The sequence below is a fragment of the Bdellovibrio sp. HCB288 genome (genome assembly GCF_047305935.1).
In the GTDB taxonomy this organism is placed as follows: Bacteria; Bdellovibrionota; Bdellovibrionia; order Bdellovibrionales; family Bdellovibrionaceae; genus Bdellovibrio.
Genome location: NZ_CP178619.1, coordinates 1,613,687 through 1,631,295 on the forward strand (window position 1 = coordinate 1,613,687; position 17,609 = coordinate 1,631,295).

The 17,609-nt window shown below is 46.4% G+C and carries 17 protein-coding genes; 11 read left to right on the forward strand and 6 right to left on the reverse strand.

Annotated elements, in window-relative coordinates:
• The first annotated feature begins 46 nt into the window (after positions 1–46).
• The 8 genes from ACLVWR_RS07900 (at position 47) to dinB (ending at position 8,292) form a co-directional block, all read left to right on the forward strand.
• A complete protein-coding gene (locus tag ACLVWR_RS07900) occupies positions 47–391 on the forward strand; it encodes an RNA-binding protein (RefSeq protein WP_340598471.1) in 345 nt (114 codons plus the stop codon).
• A gap of 101 nt (positions 392–492) precedes the next feature.
• Positions 493–1,092, forward strand: coding sequence for an arylesterase (locus tag ACLVWR_RS07905; RefSeq protein WP_413583261.1), 600 nt, complete (start codon positions 493–495; stop codon positions 1,090–1,092).
• Entirely contained in the window at positions 1,089–1,754 is a 666-nt protein-coding gene (locus ACLVWR_RS07910; RefSeq protein WP_413583262.1) for an ABC transporter ATP-binding protein, read from the forward strand. The genes ACLVWR_RS07905 and ACLVWR_RS07910 overlap by 4 nt, the downstream gene beginning before the upstream one ends.
• A gap of 1 nt (position 1,755) precedes the next feature.
• Positions 1,756–4,302 carry an ABC transporter permease gene (locus ACLVWR_RS07915; RefSeq protein WP_413583263.1) on the forward strand — a complete coding sequence of 849 codons (2,547 nt, stop codon included), beginning with the start codon at positions 1,756–1,758 and terminating at the stop codon, positions 4,300–4,302.
• 3 nt (positions 4,303–4,305) lie between these two features.
• Positions 4,306–5,322 (forward strand): L-threonylcarbamoyladenylate synthase, encoded by a 1,017-nt coding sequence (locus ACLVWR_RS07920; RefSeq protein ID WP_413583264.1) that lies wholly within the window; start codon positions 4,306–4,308, stop codon positions 5,320–5,322.
• A gap of 104 nt (positions 5,323–5,426) precedes the next feature.
• Positions 5,427–6,254, forward strand: coding sequence for a GNAT family N-acetyltransferase (locus ACLVWR_RS07925; RefSeq protein WP_413583265.1), 828 nt, complete (start codon positions 5,427–5,429; stop codon positions 6,252–6,254).
• Between the two features lie 161 nt (positions 6,255–6,415).
• Complete coding sequence (locus tag ACLVWR_RS07930) at positions 6,416–7,189, forward strand: 1-acyl-sn-glycerol-3-phosphate acyltransferase (RefSeq protein ID WP_413583266.1); 774 nt, start codon at positions 6,416–6,418, stop codon at positions 7,187–7,189.
• Positions 7,190–7,221: 32 nt separating this feature from the next.
• On the forward strand, positions 7,222–8,292 hold the full coding sequence (gene dinB, locus ACLVWR_RS07935; protein WP_413583267.1) for a DNA polymerase IV: 1,071 nt from the start codon (positions 7,222–7,224) through the stop codon (positions 8,290–8,292).
• Here the strand turns inward: dinB and ACLVWR_RS07940 are convergent, their stop codons facing one another.
• The 3 genes from ACLVWR_RS07940 to ACLVWR_RS07950 all read right to left on the reverse strand — a co-directional run bounded on the left by ACLVWR_RS07940 (position 8,293) and on the right by ACLVWR_RS07950 (position 10,076).
• On the reverse strand, positions 8,293–8,433 hold the full coding sequence (locus ACLVWR_RS07940; protein ID WP_413583268.1) for a hypothetical protein: 141 nt from the start codon (positions 8,431–8,433) through the stop codon (positions 8,293–8,295).
• Between the two features lie 223 nt (positions 8,434–8,656).
• A complete protein-coding gene (locus ACLVWR_RS07945; protein ID WP_413583269.1) occupies positions 8,657–9,016 on the reverse strand; it encodes an arsenate reductase family protein in 360 nt (119 codons plus the stop codon).
• Complete coding sequence (locus tag ACLVWR_RS07950; RefSeq protein WP_413583270.1) at positions 9,009–10,076, reverse strand: agmatinase family protein; 1,068 nt, start codon at positions 10,074–10,076, stop codon at positions 9,009–9,011. The genes ACLVWR_RS07945 and ACLVWR_RS07950 overlap by 8 nt, the downstream gene beginning before the upstream one ends.
• A 149-nt stretch (positions 10,077–10,225) precedes the next feature.
• Between ACLVWR_RS07950 and ACLVWR_RS07955 the strand changes: the two genes are divergently transcribed.
• The 3 genes from ACLVWR_RS07955 to ACLVWR_RS07965 are packed head-to-tail and all read left to right on the forward strand — an operon-like array spanning position 10,226 to position 13,926.
• Positions 10,226–11,845, forward strand: coding sequence for a peptide-binding protein (locus tag ACLVWR_RS07955; protein ID WP_340598482.1), 1,620 nt, complete (start codon positions 10,226–10,228; stop codon positions 11,843–11,845).
• A gap of 24 nt (positions 11,846–11,869) precedes the next feature.
• A complete protein-coding gene (locus ACLVWR_RS07960; RefSeq protein WP_413583271.1) occupies positions 11,870–12,901 on the forward strand; it encodes an ABC transporter permease subunit in 1,032 nt (343 codons plus the stop codon).
• Positions 12,898–13,926, forward strand: a complete 1,029-nt coding sequence (locus ACLVWR_RS07965) for an ABC transporter permease subunit (protein WP_340598484.1) — start codon at positions 12,898–12,900, stop codon at positions 13,924–13,926. The genes ACLVWR_RS07960 and ACLVWR_RS07965 overlap by 4 nt, the downstream gene beginning before the upstream one ends.
• A 94-nt stretch (positions 13,927–14,020) precedes the next feature.
• On the opposite strand, the gene ACLVWR_RS07970 is transcribed toward ACLVWR_RS07965, so the two are convergent.
• The 3 genes from ACLVWR_RS07970 to speA all read right to left on the reverse strand — a co-directional run bounded on the left by ACLVWR_RS07970 (position 14,021) and on the right by speA (position 17,571).
• Positions 14,021–14,707: a BON domain-containing protein gene (locus tag ACLVWR_RS07970; protein WP_413583272.1), complete on the reverse strand. Its 687-nt coding sequence runs from the start codon at positions 14,705–14,707 to the stop codon at positions 14,021–14,023.
• A gap of 140 nt (positions 14,708–14,847) precedes the next feature.
• A complete protein-coding gene (locus tag ACLVWR_RS07975) occupies positions 14,848–15,414 on the reverse strand; it encodes a hypothetical protein (protein ID WP_413583273.1) in 567 nt (188 codons plus the stop codon).
• Between the two features lie 249 nt (positions 15,415–15,663).
• The gene (gene speA, locus ACLVWR_RS07980; RefSeq protein ID WP_413583274.1) at positions 15,664–17,571 is read right to left on the reverse strand and encodes a biosynthetic arginine decarboxylase; all 1,908 of its coding nucleotides are present in this window, start codon (positions 17,569–17,571) and stop codon (positions 15,664–15,666) included.
• Positions 17,572–17,609: the final 38 nt, after the last annotated feature.

Genomic DNA, 17,609 nt, shown 5'->3' on the forward strand with positions numbered 1-17,609 from the left:
TCGAAGGCTTCCTCGGGTTTTTAAAATGACCATTAGGAGGTCTTTTGTGGCTAAGAAGTTATACGTAGGCAATTTGCCTTACTCTGTAGACGACGAAACTCTACACAATCACTTTGCACAATTCGGTGCAGTTGACTCAGCAAAAGTTATCATGGATCGCGAAACAGGCCGTTCAAAAGGTTTTGGATTCGTTGAAATGTCTGACGACTCTGCAGCTGATGCAGCGATCGAAAAAGGCAACGGCATTGAGATCAACGGTCGTCCTTTGAACATCTCTGAAGCTCGCCCACAAGCACCTCGTGAAGGTGGTGGCGGTGGTCCTCGTCGCTTCAACAATAACAACCGCGGTGGCGGCAATGGCGGCGGTCGTCGCGATTACGGTAATCGCTAATTAATTTTTGTTAAAACAAATTAGAAGCCCCAAGGAAATCCTTGGGGCTTTTTTCGTTCTGGCCTTGATCAAAAGTCGGTAAAGATGTCTGATGGTTCTCTATGAGAACTCTATTATTCACACTCTTGATTTTCTTCTCGTCTATTTCATTCGCACAAAAAAAATTGGTTATCCTGGGTGATTCGATCACCGAAGGTTACGGCGTTTCCAAAGAGGCAGCCTATCCAGCATTGCTTGAAAGGAAGCTGCACGATTCAGGTAAGAAAGATTGGTCTGTTATCAATTCCGGAGTCAGTGGTTCGACCACGGCTTCAGCGGTTGGGCGCATGAAATGGTTGTTTAAGACAAAGCCAGATACAGTATTACTGGCGTTGGGTGCGAATGATGGATTGCGCGGGGTAAAAGTTGAAGAGAGTCAAAAGAACCTGGCAACCGCAATTGAATATGCGCAAAAAGAAAAAGTTCGTGTGATTCTGGCAGGCCTTTATATGCCTCCCAACTATGGGCAGGATTATACAGCCCAGTTTAAGAAAATGTTTTCGGATCTTTCCAAGAAATACAAAGTCACCTTCATTCCATTTATCTTGGATAAAGTGGCAGGAAATCCAAAATACAATCTGGCCGATGGTATTCATCCCAATGAAGAAGGCCACAAGATTATTGCCGATACTATTTTTAATTCCTTGAAAGGCACGTTATGAGTTTAACTTTGCAGGATATTCGTAAAAGTTTTCATCAGGGCGACACTGAAGTCGCAGTTCTAAAAGGGTTGAACGTCAGTATCGAGCCTGGGCAAATCGTGTCGATCGTGGGACAGTCGGGGAGCGGCAAATCAACGCTGCTATCTATCCTCGCAGGTCTTGAGCGCGCTGACCGTGGGGATATTCGGGTGGATAACGTGAATCTGTCACCGATGTCAGAGCAAGAGCTGACGTTGTTCCGTGCGCAGAATATTTCCATCGTGTTTCAACAGTACCATCTAATCGCACATTTGACAGCGTTGGAGAACGTGGCACTCGCATTGGAAATTTTAAAAATGGAAAACCCAAAATCACGTGCCGAAGAAGCATTGCGGGAATTGGGGTTGGGACACCGTCTGAACCATTTCCCAAGTCAGCTAAGTGGTGGCGAGTGTCAGCGTGTGGCAATTGCTCGAGCCTTGGTGGTGAAGCCGAAAATTCTGTTAGCCGATGAACCAAGCGGAAACCTGGATACTCACACCGGTGACAAAGTCATGGATGTTTTCTTTGATATCGTTCGCAAACACAACATCACAACAGTATTGGTAACTCATAGTGAAGCTCTGGCGAAACGTTGTCAGCGAATCTTACGCCTTGAAGAGGGCGTACTAAAGGATCAGTAAAATGATATTTCGTCTGGCAATACGCGAACTGGTGCGCAGCTGGCGCTTTGGTTTGTTTTTTATATTCAATCTAAGCCTAGGGCTTACAGGATTTGTGTCCCTGCAGGCATTCAATGTGACCTTGCAGGATGAACTGCAAAAGAATGCTAAGAACATTCTTTCTGCGGATCTTTCCGTTTCTGCCCGTCGAGAACTGACGCCGGCTGAACAGGAAGTAATGAAGTCCGTCCTACCCGCTGGTACTCAGACCGGACGAATTTATGAATTCTTCGCGATGATGAATTCGTCAAAAGGTTCAAGGCTGGTGATGGTTAAGGCCATTGATGACAGCTATCCGTTCTATGGTTCACTGCAAATGAGCAGCGGCAAGAATATTTCCCCGGGTTCAGTAAAAGAAATCATCAATACTCACAAGGTTTGGATTTATCCAGAACTGCAACAACAGATGAACCTGCAGGTCGGCGACAAGATGCAGATCGGAAAAATGGATCTGGAAGTTTCCGATGTGGTCGACAGGGATGAAACTCAGACATTCCGAATGGCCTCTTTGGCGCCACGGGTTTATGTCGATGTGAAGCTTTTGCCGGAATCAGGTTTGATTCAATTCGGAAGTACTTATACGCAGGTATTTCAATTTAAATTTCCCGAAGGTACTGACGGCGACAAAGTTAAAGATCAAATGTATCTGAAACTGACAGATCCCGCGATTTCAGTAAACACTCCGAACTCGGCCAGCGAAGATTCGGGACGTCAGCTGGGTTATTTGTCAGATTACCTGGGACTTGTGGCCATCATCGCACTATTTATGTCGGCTTTAGGGGCAGCATATATCTATCGCATGTTCCTTTATAGCCGTATGAAGGAAATCGCGATTTTGCGAACTCTGGGATTGCAAAGTATTGAGGCTGTTGGAGTTTATGTTCTGCAGGCCTCAATGTTGGGATTGCTTGCGACTATTCCCACGGTGGCATTCAGTGAAATCGTTCTTCCGGTTTTGACCAAAGTTTTAGGCAGCTTCACGCCATTCGCTTTGAAGCCAACGGTTTCTTGGGAAGCGTGGGGGCTTTGTCTGTTGATGGCAGTCCTTGGAAGTTTCGTGGTCAGCTTGCCCTTCCTGATGAAGATTTATGATTTGAAGGCAGCGAAGCTGTTTAGCGAGGAAAAGTTCTCGGTCAATGAAGGTAAGTTCAGAATTTGGCCCTTCTTTCCAGCGATCCTGATGTTCTATGGCCTTTCTGTTCAGCAGGCTCACTCTTGGAAAATTGGTTCGGCATTTGCGGGATCTCTGATCGTTACAATAGCGGTTTTGTTGGTGACCGGGTACTTCGCATTGAAATTCGCGGGTAACTTAAAGAACGTTAAAATCTGGTATTTCAAATTCAGCTTCCTGGGGCTTTCTCGTCGGGCAGGTGCAAGCCTTGCGGTGTTTGTAGCTTTGGGGTTGGGAGCTTTGCTGATTAATATCCTTCCGCAATTGAAAAACTCCCTGCAATCTGATTTGCAAGTCGATCAAAAGACGGCTTTACCATCTTTGTTTATGTTTGATATTCAGGATGAACAGGTTGAGGGAATTAAAAAAGTTTTGGCTGATAATCAGGTTGAAACACTGGCTCTTTCGCCCATGGTTCGCGCACGTATTTTAAAAGTTAACGGCGCTGACTATGAAAGAAAGATCGAAGGTCAGGGATTTAAAACCCGCGAGGAAGAAAACGAAGCGCGATTCAGAAATCGCGGTATGAATCTTTCCTATCGTGAAAGCCTATCCGACAGCGAAGAGATCGTGGCGGGTCGCCCGATCTCTGGGAACTTTGATCCGGAAAAACAGAAGCTCGCAGAGCTTTCTGTCGAGCAGCGTTTTGCCGATCGCATGAACTTTAATCTGGGTGATAAAGTCGTATTCGATGTTCAGGGTGTTGAAGTGGAAGGCGAGATCGTGAACTTCCGAAAAGTTCGTTGGACCAGCTTTCAACCAAACTTTTTTGTTCTGGTTCAAAACGGCGTTCTGAACGATGCTCCAAAAACATTTATCTGGGCCCTCCCAACCATGAGTGCTGAAAAGCGACAAGTTGTGCAAGGCGAGCTCGCGCAAAAGTTCGCCAACGTATCGGTCATCGATGTGGTGCGTACGGTGGACGATGCGCTTAAAACCGCCGACAAAATGAGTTGGTCCCTGGAGTTAATGGCTTACCTGGCTCTATTTACAGGTTACATCGTGCTTTTCTCAATCGTGCGCAGCCAGATCAAGCTTCGTCGCTGGGAAATGAATATGCTGAAGATTCTGGGTGCCAGTCATCGTGAGGTGGCGAGCTTTATCCTGACGGAATTCGCGTTCTTGGCTCTAGTAAGCTCTTTCTTGGGGGCATTCCTTAGTGTAGGTGTAAGCTACGGCCTGAACCGAGTGATTTTCGAGGGCGGATTTCAGTTCTCCCTGACTCAACCACTACTTTCAGTGGCTATTATTACCGGTTTAAGCTTATTGATCTCTTTCCTTGCGAGCGCAGATATTGTAAAAGAAAGTGCTTTGAGTATCTTACGCGAGGAAAAGTAACGGATGATGTCGACTAACGAGGCCTTAAAAAAAGCTCAGGAAATTCTGGAAGAAGGGGGAGTTATTGGACTTCCCACGGAAACCGTTTACGGCCTGGCTGCTCGTATCGACATCCCTCCTGCTGTTGAAAAGATTTTTTCCGTCAAAGAGCGCCCGTTTTTTGATCCCTTGATCGTGCACGTTTCTTCTATCGAGATGGCAAAAAAAGTGACTGCTTATTGGGGTCCGGCTTCTCAAGCCTTGGCTGAAGCTTTTTGGCCAGGTCCGTTGACATTGATTTTGCCCAAAGATAACTCCATTAATTCCATGATCACGTCAGGTTTGGAATCAGTGGGCATTCGCATGCCCAATCATCCCTTGGCTTTGGCACTGATTCAGGAAGTAAATGTTCCGCTGGCGGCTCCCAGCGCAAATAAGTTCGGAAGAACTTCGCCCACTTCCGCAAGCCATGTGCGGGTTGAGTTTAAAAACGAAAATGTTTTCGTTTTGGACGGCGGCGATTGCCAAATCGGAATTGAATCCACCGTGTTGTTGGTGCGCCATCGCCCTGATAAGGTGGAGCTATCAATTTTACGTCGTGGACATATTTTGAAATCGGACTTGGAGCGGGTACTTCAGGAAAAAGGCTTCACTTTCGAATTCCTGGAGCAGGTCGACAAGCGCGAATCCCCGGGGCACATGAAGCATCACTACATGCCGCCGATTCCTTTGATTGTAAGTTTAAATGCCACTCGTCCCGTTGAAGATATTTTGCGCGAAGTAAACACTAAGCTTGGTGAACTTCCGGATGAAATCGAAAGCATCAAGATCATCAAACCTAAAGACGGCATCTCTAAAGCGGAAGTTTTGAAGTTGTCTCAGGATCCGTTGCTTGCGACTCGGGAGTTTTACGGAAAGCTTCGCGATAGCGCCCAAAAAGGTGCGGATTGCATCGTATTCTATCGCGAACCACACCAAGTCGGTGAACGCTGGGAATCCCTGTTCGACCGCCTTAACAAAGCAGCCTCATTAATTCTTTAAACAGTTGTCCAAACACAATCCTGATACTTCGCTGTTGTTCTTATGACAATGTCAGGATTCGAAGGTCGCTATGCTGATTCTGGATTCAACGGAGGAATTTCAGAATGTTTACAGCACTTCAGTCCTTTTATCAGGTTCGTACGCACAGACTTCATAAATTCAAATCCAAGATTAATCTAAATGTTGAAGTGGGACCTTTTATTCTAAAGACCGTAGATACCTCTGAAGAGCTGCGCGAGGCTTTGAGCCTGCGTTGGGAAGTGTTTCACACGGAAATGCTGGGCAAAAAATCCGGGCGTCTGGACATGGATGCTTACGATTTTGACTGCGATCATCTTGTGATCAAAGAAAAGCGTTCAGGAAACGTCATCGGAACCTATCGCATTCGTTGCTCTCTCCATACGAACAACTTTTATTCTGCCAATGAATTCAATATCACGACCTTGTTGCAGCAACCTGGTGTGAAAATCGAATTGGGTCGTGCTTGCATCGCCAAAGAATTCCGCAGGGGAGCCGTGATTTCCATGCTATGGCGTGGAATTGCAGAGTACATGAACGCCACGGATGCCAAGATCTTGTTTGGATGCGCAACAGTACCGACGGAAAACCCTGAGGAAGCGGCTTTGCTACAGGCTTATTTTGAAAACGAAGACCGGGTTGCAGAGGTATTTCAAGTGCGCCCAACGACGGATTATTCCATGCCCAACCTAAGAGAAAGCAAGGCTCAGTATCAGGACGGTCTTTCGGAAGCTCAAAAAGAGCAGGCCGAAACGTTGATGCCACCATTGTGTCGTGCCTATTTGAAGATCGGCGCCTACGTCGGTGGCGAGCCAGCTTGGGACCGCGACTATCGCTGTGTGGACTTTCTGACGATTCTTCAGCGCGAGGATTTGAATAGCGCGCTTTGGAAGCGTTTTAAGATGGGATCTTAACCAACTTTAGTTTAGGACCTTATCCGAGGATCCCTGCTATATTAAACCTGACTTGACGGTTTTGCCGTTAGGCATTCTATAATAGTCTTGTGGAAGCAATTACATCGACTCTTCGTGGCCTAGTAAAAACGTGCATCTTTCTATTCTATTTGATCGTTTATATGATCAAATCGCTTTCTATCGCGGTGGTAGTTCGTGATAAAAATAAGCGTCGCCGTAGATTTTCGGCAAATGCCAGCCGCTATTGCGGATTGATCGCGCGCAATGCCCTGTCTATTAAATTGAAAGTCATCAATAAGCCGGCGAAAAAACATGCAGGCAGTTTATTGGTCGCGAATCACATGGGCTTTGTGGATATCCTGATGCTTGCGGGAATCGAGCCGATGTCCTTTATCACTTCCAACGAAATGCGCGAAACCCCAGTGCTGGGGCTTGTGACGGAGCTTGCTGGCTGCTTCTATGTTGAGCGGCGCAGTCGCACGAAAATTTTGACAGAGATGAAGCGTCTTTCAGACTCTTTGAAAGATGGTTTGAATATCGTTCTTTATCCGGAGGCAACCTCCACCAATGGTGACAAGGTTCTGCCATTTAAGAAGACCTTGATGATGGCAGCAGCCGAAGCGGGCGTGCCGGTACAACCCGTGGTTATCAATTTCAGAAAGATTAATGGCGAGGAATTTAATACAGCAAATCGCGATGCGGTTTGCTGGTACGGTGATACGTCGTTTGGCGAATACTTCTGGAAGACCTTGCGCTTGAAAACCGTGGAAGCAGAAATCGAATACCTGGATATCCTTTACCCAGACCCAAATGAAGATCGCGGTGTTGTGGCTGAAAAAGCCCACGCCATGATTTCGGCAAAGTTTGTGGGTGCTAAACAGATATCTCCTGTCGCAGAGCAGATCGCTACGGACCTAGAGGCAGACCCCACTTGACCGATACCCCTTGATGTGTAAATAATGTGTAAATGAAGAAGATTATCCACGTGGATATGGACTGCTTCTATGCAGCCGTCGAGGTTAAATTTAATCCGCAACTCAAAGGCAAACCTTTGGGTATTGGCGGTCCTCCGAATTCACGAAGTGTATTGTGTACAGCCAGTTACGAAGCGCGCAAGTTTGGCGTGCGCTCGGCGATGCCTTCTTCGCAGGCCGTGCGCCTGTGCCCGCAGTTGATTTTAATTCCCCCGCATTTTGATTTGTATAAAGAAGAAAGCCGCAAGGTTCGCGAAATCTTTGAGCGTTTCACTAAAAAGATCGAGCCGTTGTCCTTGGATGAAGCCTATCTGGATGTTACCGAGTGCACTCAATTCGGGGGCAGTGCCACGCTGATTGCCCAGGAAATTCGCCGTCTGATTTTTACTGAGTTGAATTTAACCGCATCAGCGGGGATTGCTCCGAATAAGTTTTTGGCGAAGATCGCCAGCGACTGGAAAAAGCCTAACGGGCAATTCGTAGTGCGACCACAGGATGTTGAATCCTTCGTAAAAGATCTTCCGGTTGAGAAGATTTTTGGTGTCGGCAAAGTCACTGCACAAAAGATGCACGATATTGGGTTGCACACACTGGGCGATATTCAGAATTATTCAGTATCTGAACTGCATCGTTGGTTTGGCTCCCGCGCGCAGGATCTTTTTGATTACTCCCGGGGTGTTGACCACCGCGAAGTCATCACCGAGTGGGAGCGCAAATCCCTGACTGTTGAGGAAACTTATAACAAGGATCTGCTGACATTCGAGGAGTGCCAAGCCCGCATACCGGGTTTGTACGAAGATTTTATCGGGAGATTGGAGCGCGGGCACTATCAGGACAGAATCAAAGGTATGGTCGTGAAACTTAAGTTCTTTGATTTCAAATCCACGACTCATGAAGAAGTCATTCAAGGGACGCCAAATGTAGAGGACTTTGAACGTCTGTTGGAGAAAGCGTGGCATCGACGGGCTGTTGCAGTTCGATTGATTGGCTTGGGAGTACGCTTGGGACAAGAGAAGAAAAAGGACGAGCCTAACGACTCATCCCAGCTGAAGTTCGCCATCTAGCTAAATTTCATCAGACAACAGGCCCTGGTGTAGAGGGTTTTGGTTTCTGTTGTTGTCGTTGATGCTGGTGCTGTTTTCGTACGTGTTGGTTCGATTGGAATTTTTTAGAATCACTTCGATATTTTCGATCGAGCGATTCACCTTTATTAAATTTGATTATCATCCAAAGTGCGCCCAACACAATAACCATTGTAATGATGACAACTGAGAGGCTGATCATAAAAACCTCCTCTTTCAAATTAATTATGGCACAGGCATTTGCGAAGAAACTCGCTTAGGGATCTAGGGCCAGCTCATTGCGAGTAGGCTCAGGTAACAGCTCCTTTTTTGTCATGCACAGCAATACAAAAAGGGAGCCGATATCTTAGAAAGATTTTTTCCACTCGTCTTCTTTGAAGCCCACCAAGGCCACATCGTCGCTCAGGACGAAGGGGCGTTTAACAAGCTTACCGTTTTCAGAAAGCAGTTTGATGGCTTCAGTTTCAGACATAGTCGGAAGCTTTTCGCTCATTTTCATCTCTTTGTACATCACGCCGGAAGTGTTGAACAAATTGCGGATAGAGCCACCGCGCTCTTTCAGCGCAGTCAGCATTTTCTTAAGCTCCGTCTGGGACGGAGCTTTGTCGACGATCGGAAGTTTTTGGTAAGTGACTTTTTTGGAGTCCAAAAACTTAAGTGCTTTTACGCAGGTCGAGCATTTCGCGTATTCGTAAATCTTAAGCATTTGATTTTACCAACCAGCCGCACATTTTATAAAGAATACGAGCGCCCACGTTGCCATCCCACTCAACTTCATGGGGTTCCAAGCCACCTGTGGAAACTTCATTCAAGTCGAATGCGATCAACTTGCGACCTGAAGCATGGATTTCACGGAACAAGAAGAAGATCTGATCCACTGTCATTCCGCCTGGAACCGGTGTTCCTGTGTGCGGGCAGTAAACTGGATCAAGACCATCGATATCAAACGAGATGTATACGTTCTGAGGTAGCTCTTTCAGAATGTCTTTACAAACTTGCTCCCAAGTTTCGCCTTTCAACATGCGGCGCTTAAGTTCAAGGTCATAGAATGTTTTAATGTCTTCGCGGGATTCAGAGAAATCGTACTCTTCCTCGCAGAAGTCACGGATTCCGACTTGAACCAATTTTTTTGGTTTCTTCGGGTCCATCATCACGTTGTACATGATGGAGGCGTGGGATTGTTTGAAGCCTTGATAAGCCACGCGCAAATCTGCGTGGGCATCAATGTGCAACACACCAAAGTCGCCTTTGAACTTGTCGCTGACAGCGCGGATAGCACCCAGTGGAGTGGAGTGGTCACCGCCGACCATGCCTAGAAGTTTGCCTTTGTTCAAGACATCCGAACATTGATCGTAAACCCATTGTGACATTTTTTCGCAAGCAGCGTTTACGTCAGCAGCCAGTTTGTCCATTTTAGCTGTGTCATCGCTCATGCTGGTGCGCATTCCGATTAATTCTTGGGCAACGGCTTTGTATTTGTCGTTCATTTTTAACAAATCGTCCGACAATTCACGCATGTGATAGCCTGCTTCATAGGCTTTGCCGACTTCGATATCGAAAAGATCGATCTGTTCGCTGGCATCACGGATGATCTGAGGGCCGCGGGAGGCTCCTTCGCCATAGGACGTCGTGACTTCCCAGGGAACTGGGACCAAAACCACTTTGGATTCTTCCTCAGTCATTGGGATTCCGAAGATCCCAAATTCTGCAGAGATGGTTGTCGTTGGATCAAATTTTGGTGCAGTTTTTTCTGTCTTTTCAGACATTGCTTATCTCCTTGAAAATGCGCTAGAATCTATAGCATTTAAACAACGTGTCAATCGAGCAATAACTTGATTATTTTTGGCGCATAACCCATTTTAAGCCCACTTTGGGAACTATTCAATTCCCAGCGAAATTCTTTGGAGGAAACACAATGAATATGAAGGCTCTTCTGCTACTCATTTTGAGTTCAGCTTTGACCGCTCCCGCTTTCGCAACTGCACCGAATGCATCTGCACCACAAGGCGGAAATTTCGTTATCAATCTTGGCGGTGAGCCACCTACAGTTCACCCAATCACAAGCACAGATACTTACGCATCAGCTGTTCAGGCTTATGTTTGTGAAGGTTTGTTGACTCGTGATTCTGACACATATGAGTGGAAAGCTCGTTTGGCAGAAAAATGGGAAGTTTCCAAAGACAATAAAGTATTCACATTCCATTTGAATAAAAACGCGGTTTTCCATGACGGCAAACCTGTTACTGCTGAGGACGTTAAGTTCTCTTTCGACGCGATCTTCAATCCAACTTACGAAGCTGCACATCTTCGTCCATACTACGAAGGTTTGGCTAAAGTAGAGATCGTTGATCCACACACTGTTAAATTCTACGCTAAAGACTCTTACTTTAAAAACTTCGAGTCAGCGGCTGGTTTGACGATCATTCCTAAGCACATCTACTCCGATGTGGCTAAATCAAAAAGAATGAATCGTGAGCTAGTGTGCTCTGGTCCATACAAAATGATGAAATTTGACCGTGGTCAAATGATCCAGCTTAAGAAATTTGATAAATGGCACAGCAATGCTGCTCCAGCTTACAAAGGCACTTACAATTTCGACACTATCACAATGCGCTTCTTCAAAGACGAAAACGCAACGTTGGTAAGAGCTGAAAAAGGCGAGTTGGACTACATCGATCTTCGTATCGAATCCTTCATGAAGAAAACGACTGGCCCGGCTTGGGGCAAAGTTATCATCAAACATAAAGTTGCGAACGATGCTCCGAAATCCTTTGGTTTCGTGGGTTGGAATCAACGTAAAGAGCTATTCCAGGACAAAAATGTTCGTTTTGCTCTTGCTCACTTGTTGAACCGCGACGAAATGAACAAAAAATTCCGTTACGGCATGTCTGACCTTGCCAACGGTGCTGTTTACATCAGATCTGAATACAATCCGGGTAACAAAGTGGTTGAATACAACCCTAAGAAAGCTCAAGAGCTTTTGACTAAATCCGGCTGGGCTGACGCTGATAAAAACGGTGTTCTTGAGAAAACTGTTAACGGCAAAAAAATGGAATTCAAGTTCTCTCTTATCTACGCAAATAAAGACGTGGAGAAGTACTGGACTATGTACCGCGAAGATTTGAAAAAAGCCGGTATCGACATGGAATTGAAGTACCTAGAGTGGAACTCATTCCTGAAATTGGTTGATGACGGAAACTTCGACGCTGTGACAATGGGTTGGGGCGGTGGCTCCGTAGATCCAGATCCTAAGCAAATCTGGCATTCTTCCAGCGCGATCCCAGGCGGATCCAACTTCATCGCTTACAAAAATCCTGAAGTTGACAAGCTGATCGAAGATGCTCGCGTTGAGCCAAACAAAGCTAAACGTGTTGCGATGCTGAAAAAAGTATACGCAAAGATCGCTGAAGACGCTCCCTACGCGTTCCTTTTCAACGATAAGTATGAATTTTATGCAAATTCATCCCGCATGGGCATGCCTGCAGAGACATTCAAATACGAAGTTGGTAAAGACTACTGGTGGGTTAAACCTTAATAGTTAAATCTCGGGAGTAGAACCTTGTTCGTATACCTGATCCGTCGATTAATGCTAATGATCCCGACTTTTTTCGGGATCACGATTGTAACTTTTGTGCTCATCAATTTGGCTCCGGGGAGCCCTATTGAACAAAAGCTTCAAGCCATCCGCTTTGGTGCGGGTGCTGCTGGGGGCGGCGGCGGAGCATCCAGCGTTGGCGGCCGTGGCGACACGGCTGTGAACGAGGAAGTTATTGAGGCTTTGAAGAAACAATATGGTTTCGATAAGCCAATGCACGTACGCTATGTTATCTGGCTAAAAAATATCTCGCGCCTGGATTTCGGTGAAAGCTTCACCTATCAAGAGCCGGTTATTGATGTCATTAAGAGCAAACTGCCGGTTTCTTTGACCTTTGGTTTGTTCACTCTATTTATCACTTACATGGTCTGTATCCCTCTTGGGGTTCGCAAAGCCATCAAGGCAGGCGAGGGCTTCGATAAAGCAACGACTTTGTTGTTGAACTTTACCTACGCTATTCCGCCATTGATCTTGGGTATTGCGTTGATCTATTTCGCCGGCAGAACAAATTGGTTCCCGCTGGGTGGTTTGCAATCCGATGACTATGAATCCATGTCTTCATGGGGTCGTTTCCTGGATCGCGCTCACCACATGATTCTTCCTTTGATCTGTTATACAATTGGTGGTTTCACAGAGCTTTCCACGCTTATGAGAAACTCCATGTTGGATATTATTAAGTCTGACTTTGTTCGTACGGCACGTGCGAAAGGTTTGGCTGAAAAGGTTGTGGTTTATAAACATGCTCTTAGAAACGCTTTGATCCCAATCGCTACTGGCTTGGGTGGTTTCTTGGGTGTGTTCCTTGCTGGTTCATTGATTATCGAGCAGATGTTCAACCTTGATGGTATGGGTTTGCTTGGTTACCAATCGGTATTGGCTCGTGACTACAATGTTATCATGGGTATTACGTTTATTTCTGCGATGTTGATGATGGTTGGTCGTATCCTGAGCGACGTTATCTACGTGCTTATCGACCCAAGGATTGATTTCAAATGATAGATCCAATTGAAAAACACCTTATTAAGAATGAGCTAACGCTTAAACGTTATAAACGCTTTAAGCGCGATCGCATTGCCGTTATCTCCGTTTGGGTTTTACTTGCAATGTTCTTCTTCAGTTTCACTGCAGAGCTATGGGCGAACAATCGTCCGCATATCCTGCACTACAACGGTCAAACTTATTTCCCGTTGTTCAAAGACTACCATCCGTCAGAATTGGGTCGCACCGATATTTACGTGATGGACTATCGTTCTTTGGAAATGAAAGAGGGCGACTGGTCAGTATGGCCGGTGATCCAATGGGATCCCTACGAAAGCAATAAAGCAGTTGAAACTTATCCATCAGCTCCAACCAAACAAAACTGGTTGGGTACGGATGAGAGTGGTCGTGACGTAACGACTCGTCTTCTTTACGGTTTCCGTTATACAATGATCTTCGCGATCGGTGCGTGGTTCTTCACTTATGCAATTGGTATCACAATTGGTTCAGTGATGGGTTACATGGGTGGTCGCGTGGACTTGGTTGGTCAACGTGTGGTCGAGGTTGTTGAATCTGTACCATATCTATTTGTATTGATCACAATCATCTCCATCTTCACTCCAAATATCGTATTGCTGGCAGCATTGAGTGCGATTTTGGGTTGGACGGGGATTGCAGCTTACATGCGTGCCCAGTTCCTTTCATTGCGTAAACGTGAATACGTGGAAGCAGCGAAAGCCATTGGTGCCACTCACTCGCGCATTATCGCAGGTCATATCCTGCCGAATGCACTGACTCCGATTATCACTTTCGCTCCGTTCGCAATCTCTGCAAACGTGTATGCGCTTTCCATGTTGGACTATTTGGGTCTGGGACTTGTTCCGCCAACTCCATCATGGGGTGAGATGATGGCTCAAGCTCAGAAATGGGCAACCATCGCTGGTTGGTTGGTGTGGGGACCATTGGTTGCAATGGTTGTAACTCTGACCCTACTGAACAATATCGGTAAGGCAGTTCGAGACGCTTTCGACGCAAAAATGTAATCCGCCTTCGTCAAGGCTTCGGCGGACAAGTCCGCGAAAAGAAAAAAGGGCAACTTTGTAAGTTGCCCTTTTTCATTTGGTCTTCGAGCCGCAATTACGGGCGACGTCCAAATGTTCTTCTTCCGCCGAAGCGGGCTTCGGCATCCGAATTTCTGTGAACTTTTAAATTATTGTTTACGTCAATCACTCCGAAGCAATTGGCGGAGATGTCCTCAGCAAGATAACGCATTTGTCTTTCCGGAACAAATCCCGACAGGGTGACAATCCCGTCAATCACTTCAACTTCGATATCCCGACCGTCAATGCCCCTGTGTCGGGCAATGACATGGGCTAACTCATCCTGAATTCTGGAATCGTTGCGATGATAGTCTTTTTGGGCCGGATGGAAATCATGATCCGTCCAATCCTGTTCCGCCATGTCACGCATTCGCAGTTCTTCTTCGTAATTTGAACTTGCGACGAAGTCCCGGGGGAGTGGGCGGTTGGCATCGTGCCCATAGCCTGAATTGAAATCCGGAGAGGCATAGCGTTCATGTCTGCGATTTTCATCGTAGTCATAGAACCGCGATTGTGTTTCGTCCTCGCGATTTTCGCGGCGATGGTACTCCCTTTCGTTGCGGACTTTCTTTTCGAATCGGTGTCTGGCTTCGGCGCGATTCTGCAGGATTTCCTCTCTCCGAGCTCTGTCTTCGGGAGAGAATTCCAGTACTCTGCGCTCTCTTTGGATGGATCGATTTTCTGAATCACGACGTCGTTGGGGATGGTAGTTTGAACTTTGCATCTTAAACTCCTCGTCTTGATGAGTTCAGGATGACATACTTTCCGGGGAAGTCCCTCATGGGGAGTTCGGAATATTTCAGAAAACACGCCCGACATTGATCCAAGTCGGGCTGAAATAAGACGATGGTTTTAGACGATTGATTAGTGGCGATTCATTTTGCAAAAGACAGCAGCAGCAACGTTACCGCTTTTGTCCGAAGTACTGCCAATGACGAATAGATTTCTTTTGGTCGCATCGCTGCGATACCAGTAGCGAATGTCAGTTTCATCATAGATGTGGGCCAGCTGCACGTCGTTCGCGGTTTCCATTCCCGGGCTTAGATTGCCGCCGGATTGAACAAAGCCGTCTTTCATTTCCTGAGCGCTCATTCCTGAATAGGGGTCTTCCTCGTAGAAGAAATTAAATCTTCCGGCAATTCCAACGGGTGCCTGGGATTTGTCGAAAATGAAACCACCGTGGTGGGCTTTATCGGCGTTGTAGTGAGGGCTTAGATGAAAGCATTTCCCGGAATAGCCAGTCAGGGATTCGTCAGCAAAGCCACCTTGGCCATCGCGAAAACCATCGACGATATTAATCATCGGCTCAGAGCAAACTTCACCATTGCAGATGGATGTTGGATCAACAACGGGGCCGGGTGTGGGTTCAGCATGAGCTGCTCCGGTAATTGAACTCAAAAGAATAACCAAGGATGAAAACAGAAATTTCATAGAGAATGCGCCCCACAGATGTTTGCCTTTTAAAAGCTTTTCAATCGGGACTTTAACGGTCAAAAGGTGAAATCAAACAGGATGGTGAATTGGTATATGGTCCTGTGCGATGACTGGCTCTAGGGAGGGAATTAACGGCAGGACTGCGCGAGTTGCTTATGATTAGGCAAAAAGAATTTAATAAGTCTAGTTGAGCAGAGATATAAAAAAAGCCGATTCAGGTGATGAATCGGCTTTCTATTTTTCAGCTTATTCAGCTTCTTCAAGATATGTGTAACCGGATAGACCTTCTTCGTAGTGTTTGATCAAAAGCTTGGCTTCCTGCTTTGTGATCGAACCTTTTTGGATGGATTCTTCCGTTGCTTGACGAACGCTGTCGACCATTTCAGAGCGGCCGTACTGAACGTAGGACAATACCTCAGTCACAGTGTCACCCGGAACGTAGTGGTCAATTGTATAGCCCACGCCGTTTAGGGAAATATGAACCGCATCAGTATCGCCGAACAAGTTATGAAGGTCTCCCAGGATCTCTTGGTATGCGCCAGTCAGGAACACACCCAGGTAGTATTGTTCGCCATCAGTGAATTTGTGCAGACGGATAGTTTCTGCAGGCTCGCCAGATTCAGTATCGATGAATTTTTCAATCACACCGTCAGAGTCACAAGTCAAATCCGCCAAAGTTGCTTCGCGCACTGGCTCCTCGCCTAAGCGATGGATTGGCAATACCGGGAACAACTGACCCACGGCCCAAGAATCCGGAAGGGATTGGAACAATGAAAAGTTTGAATAGTAGGTATCGCACAATTCTTTTTTAAGTGCCGCGATGATGTCTTCTGTGTCAGGAACTGTTTTTGCCAGTTTCACCATCTTAGTTGCGATAGTGAAGTACATGGATTCACACCACGCACGTTGTTCCAGTGAAAGAACGCCGTAAGTGAAAAGTTGCAAAGTTTCATTTTTGGATTGCTCAAGGTCATTGAAGCACTCGTTGATGTTGTCTTTGTTCACTTTTTCAAAGATGTACTGCATGTCTTGCATGATCGATGGATCAGATTTAGTCGCAGGACGAGGTGGCTCATGGCGGTGAAGATCATTCACGCCCATAACGTTAAATACCAAGACGGAGTGATGGGCTACCAGGAAGCGGCCAGACTCAGTCACGATATTTGGATGTGGGATGGATTTTTCATCGCAAAGAGTTTGCACAACGGAAACGATGTCGTTGGCGTATTCTTGCTCAGAGTAGTTTACAGAGCTGTCAGAGTGGCCAGAACCGTCGTAGTCAATACCAAGACCGCCGCCCACATCCAGGAATTTTAGGCCAGTTGCGCCCATTTTATAAAGCTCTGTATAGAAACGCGCGCCTTCTTTAAGGGAAGATTTGATCGATTGGATCGCAGGAACTTGGGAGCCGATGTGGTAATGCATCAGTTCCAAGCACTCTAGCATGCCTTCAGCTTTCAAGTATTCAACGCCGTCCACGATCTCAGTTGCAGTCAAACCGAACTTAGAGCGCGCGCCAGACGAGTCAACCCATTTGCCGGCACCTTGAGTGTTCAATTTCGCGCGGAAACCGATTTTTGGACGAGTGTTGAATTTCTTCGCCACGTCCACGATCATTTTTAGTTCTTCTTTACGGTCGACAACGATGATGGTGTTGCGACCTAGTTTTTGAGAAAGAATAGCTGTCTCGATGTACTCAGCATCTTTGAAGCCGTTGCAGATGATGAGTGCATTCTCAGTGTTCATCAATGCAAGAACCACCAGAAGCTCTGGTTTGGAACCGCACTCAAGACCCATGCTGAAGTCTTTGCCGTATTTTACTAATTCCTGAACCAAGTGACGCTGTTGATTCACTTTGATCGGGTAGACGCCGTTATAGTTACCTTTGTAACCATGATCAGCAAATGCTTTTTTAAAGCAGCCGTTCAAAAGCTCAACGCGAGATTTGATGATGTCTGGAAATCTGATCATGATAGGAACGCGGATACCGCGGTCCAAAAGATCTTGAGTCAATTCGTGAAGGTCCACAGAAGGACCGCTTGCACCCATCGGAGTAACTGAAACAGTTCCCGTTGAGTTAATTCTGAAATAACCGTTGCCCCAGTTGTTGATACCGTAAAGCGCCGCGCTTTTTTCAGGACTCCAATTTGACATTTCCGTTGGCCCTCACCTTGTTTAGCCAGGGCCAACCA

Excerpts from the sequence above, each read along its gene's own strand:
- ACLVWR_RS07910 (WP_413583262.1), top strand. The coding sequence starts at position 1,089 with ATGAGTTTAACTTTGCAGGATATTCGTAAAAGTTTTCATCAGGGCGAC.
- ACLVWR_RS07975 (WP_413583273.1), bottom strand. The coding sequence starts at position 15,414 with ATGAAATTTCTGTTTTCATCCTTGGTTATTCTTTTGAGTTCAATTACC.
- dinB (WP_413583267.1), top strand. The coding sequence starts at position 7,222 with ATGAAGAAGATTATCCACGTGGATATGGACTGCTTCTATGCAGCCGTC.
- ACLVWR_RS07925 (WP_413583265.1), top strand. The coding sequence starts at position 5,427 with ATGTTTACAGCACTTCAGTCCTTTTATCAGGTTCGTACGCACAGACTT.
- ACLVWR_RS07905 (WP_413583261.1), top strand. The coding sequence starts at position 493 with ATGAGAACTCTATTATTCACACTCTTGATTTTCTTCTCGTCTATTTCA.
- ACLVWR_RS07965 (WP_340598484.1), top strand. The coding sequence starts at position 12,898 with ATGATAGATCCAATTGAAAAACACCTTATTAAGAATGAGCTAACGCTT.
- ACLVWR_RS07970 (WP_413583272.1), bottom strand. The coding sequence starts at position 14,707 with ATGCAAAGTTCAAACTACCATCCCCAACGACGTCGTGATTCAGAAAAT.
- ACLVWR_RS07920 (WP_413583264.1), top strand. The coding sequence starts at position 4,306 with ATGATGTCGACTAACGAGGCCTTAAAAAAAGCTCAGGAAATTCTGGAA.
- speA (WP_413583274.1), bottom strand. The coding sequence starts at position 17,571 with ATGTCAAATTGGAGTCCTGAAAAAAGCGCGGCGCTTTACGGTATCAAC.
- ACLVWR_RS07930 (WP_413583266.1), top strand. The coding sequence starts at position 6,416 with ATGATCAAATCGCTTTCTATCGCGGTGGTAGTTCGTGATAAAAATAAG.
- ACLVWR_RS07945 (WP_413583269.1), bottom strand. The coding sequence starts at position 9,016 with ATGCTTAAGATTTACGAATACGCGAAATGCTCGACCTGCGTAAAAGCA.
- ACLVWR_RS07915 (WP_413583263.1), top strand. The coding sequence starts at position 1,756 with ATGATATTTCGTCTGGCAATACGCGAACTGGTGCGCAGCTGGCGCTTT.
- ACLVWR_RS07955 (WP_340598482.1), top strand. The coding sequence starts at position 10,226 with ATGAATATGAAGGCTCTTCTGCTACTCATTTTGAGTTCAGCTTTGACC.
- ACLVWR_RS07950 (WP_413583270.1), bottom strand. The coding sequence starts at position 10,076 with ATGTCTGAAAAGACAGAAAAAACTGCACCAAAATTTGATCCAACGACA.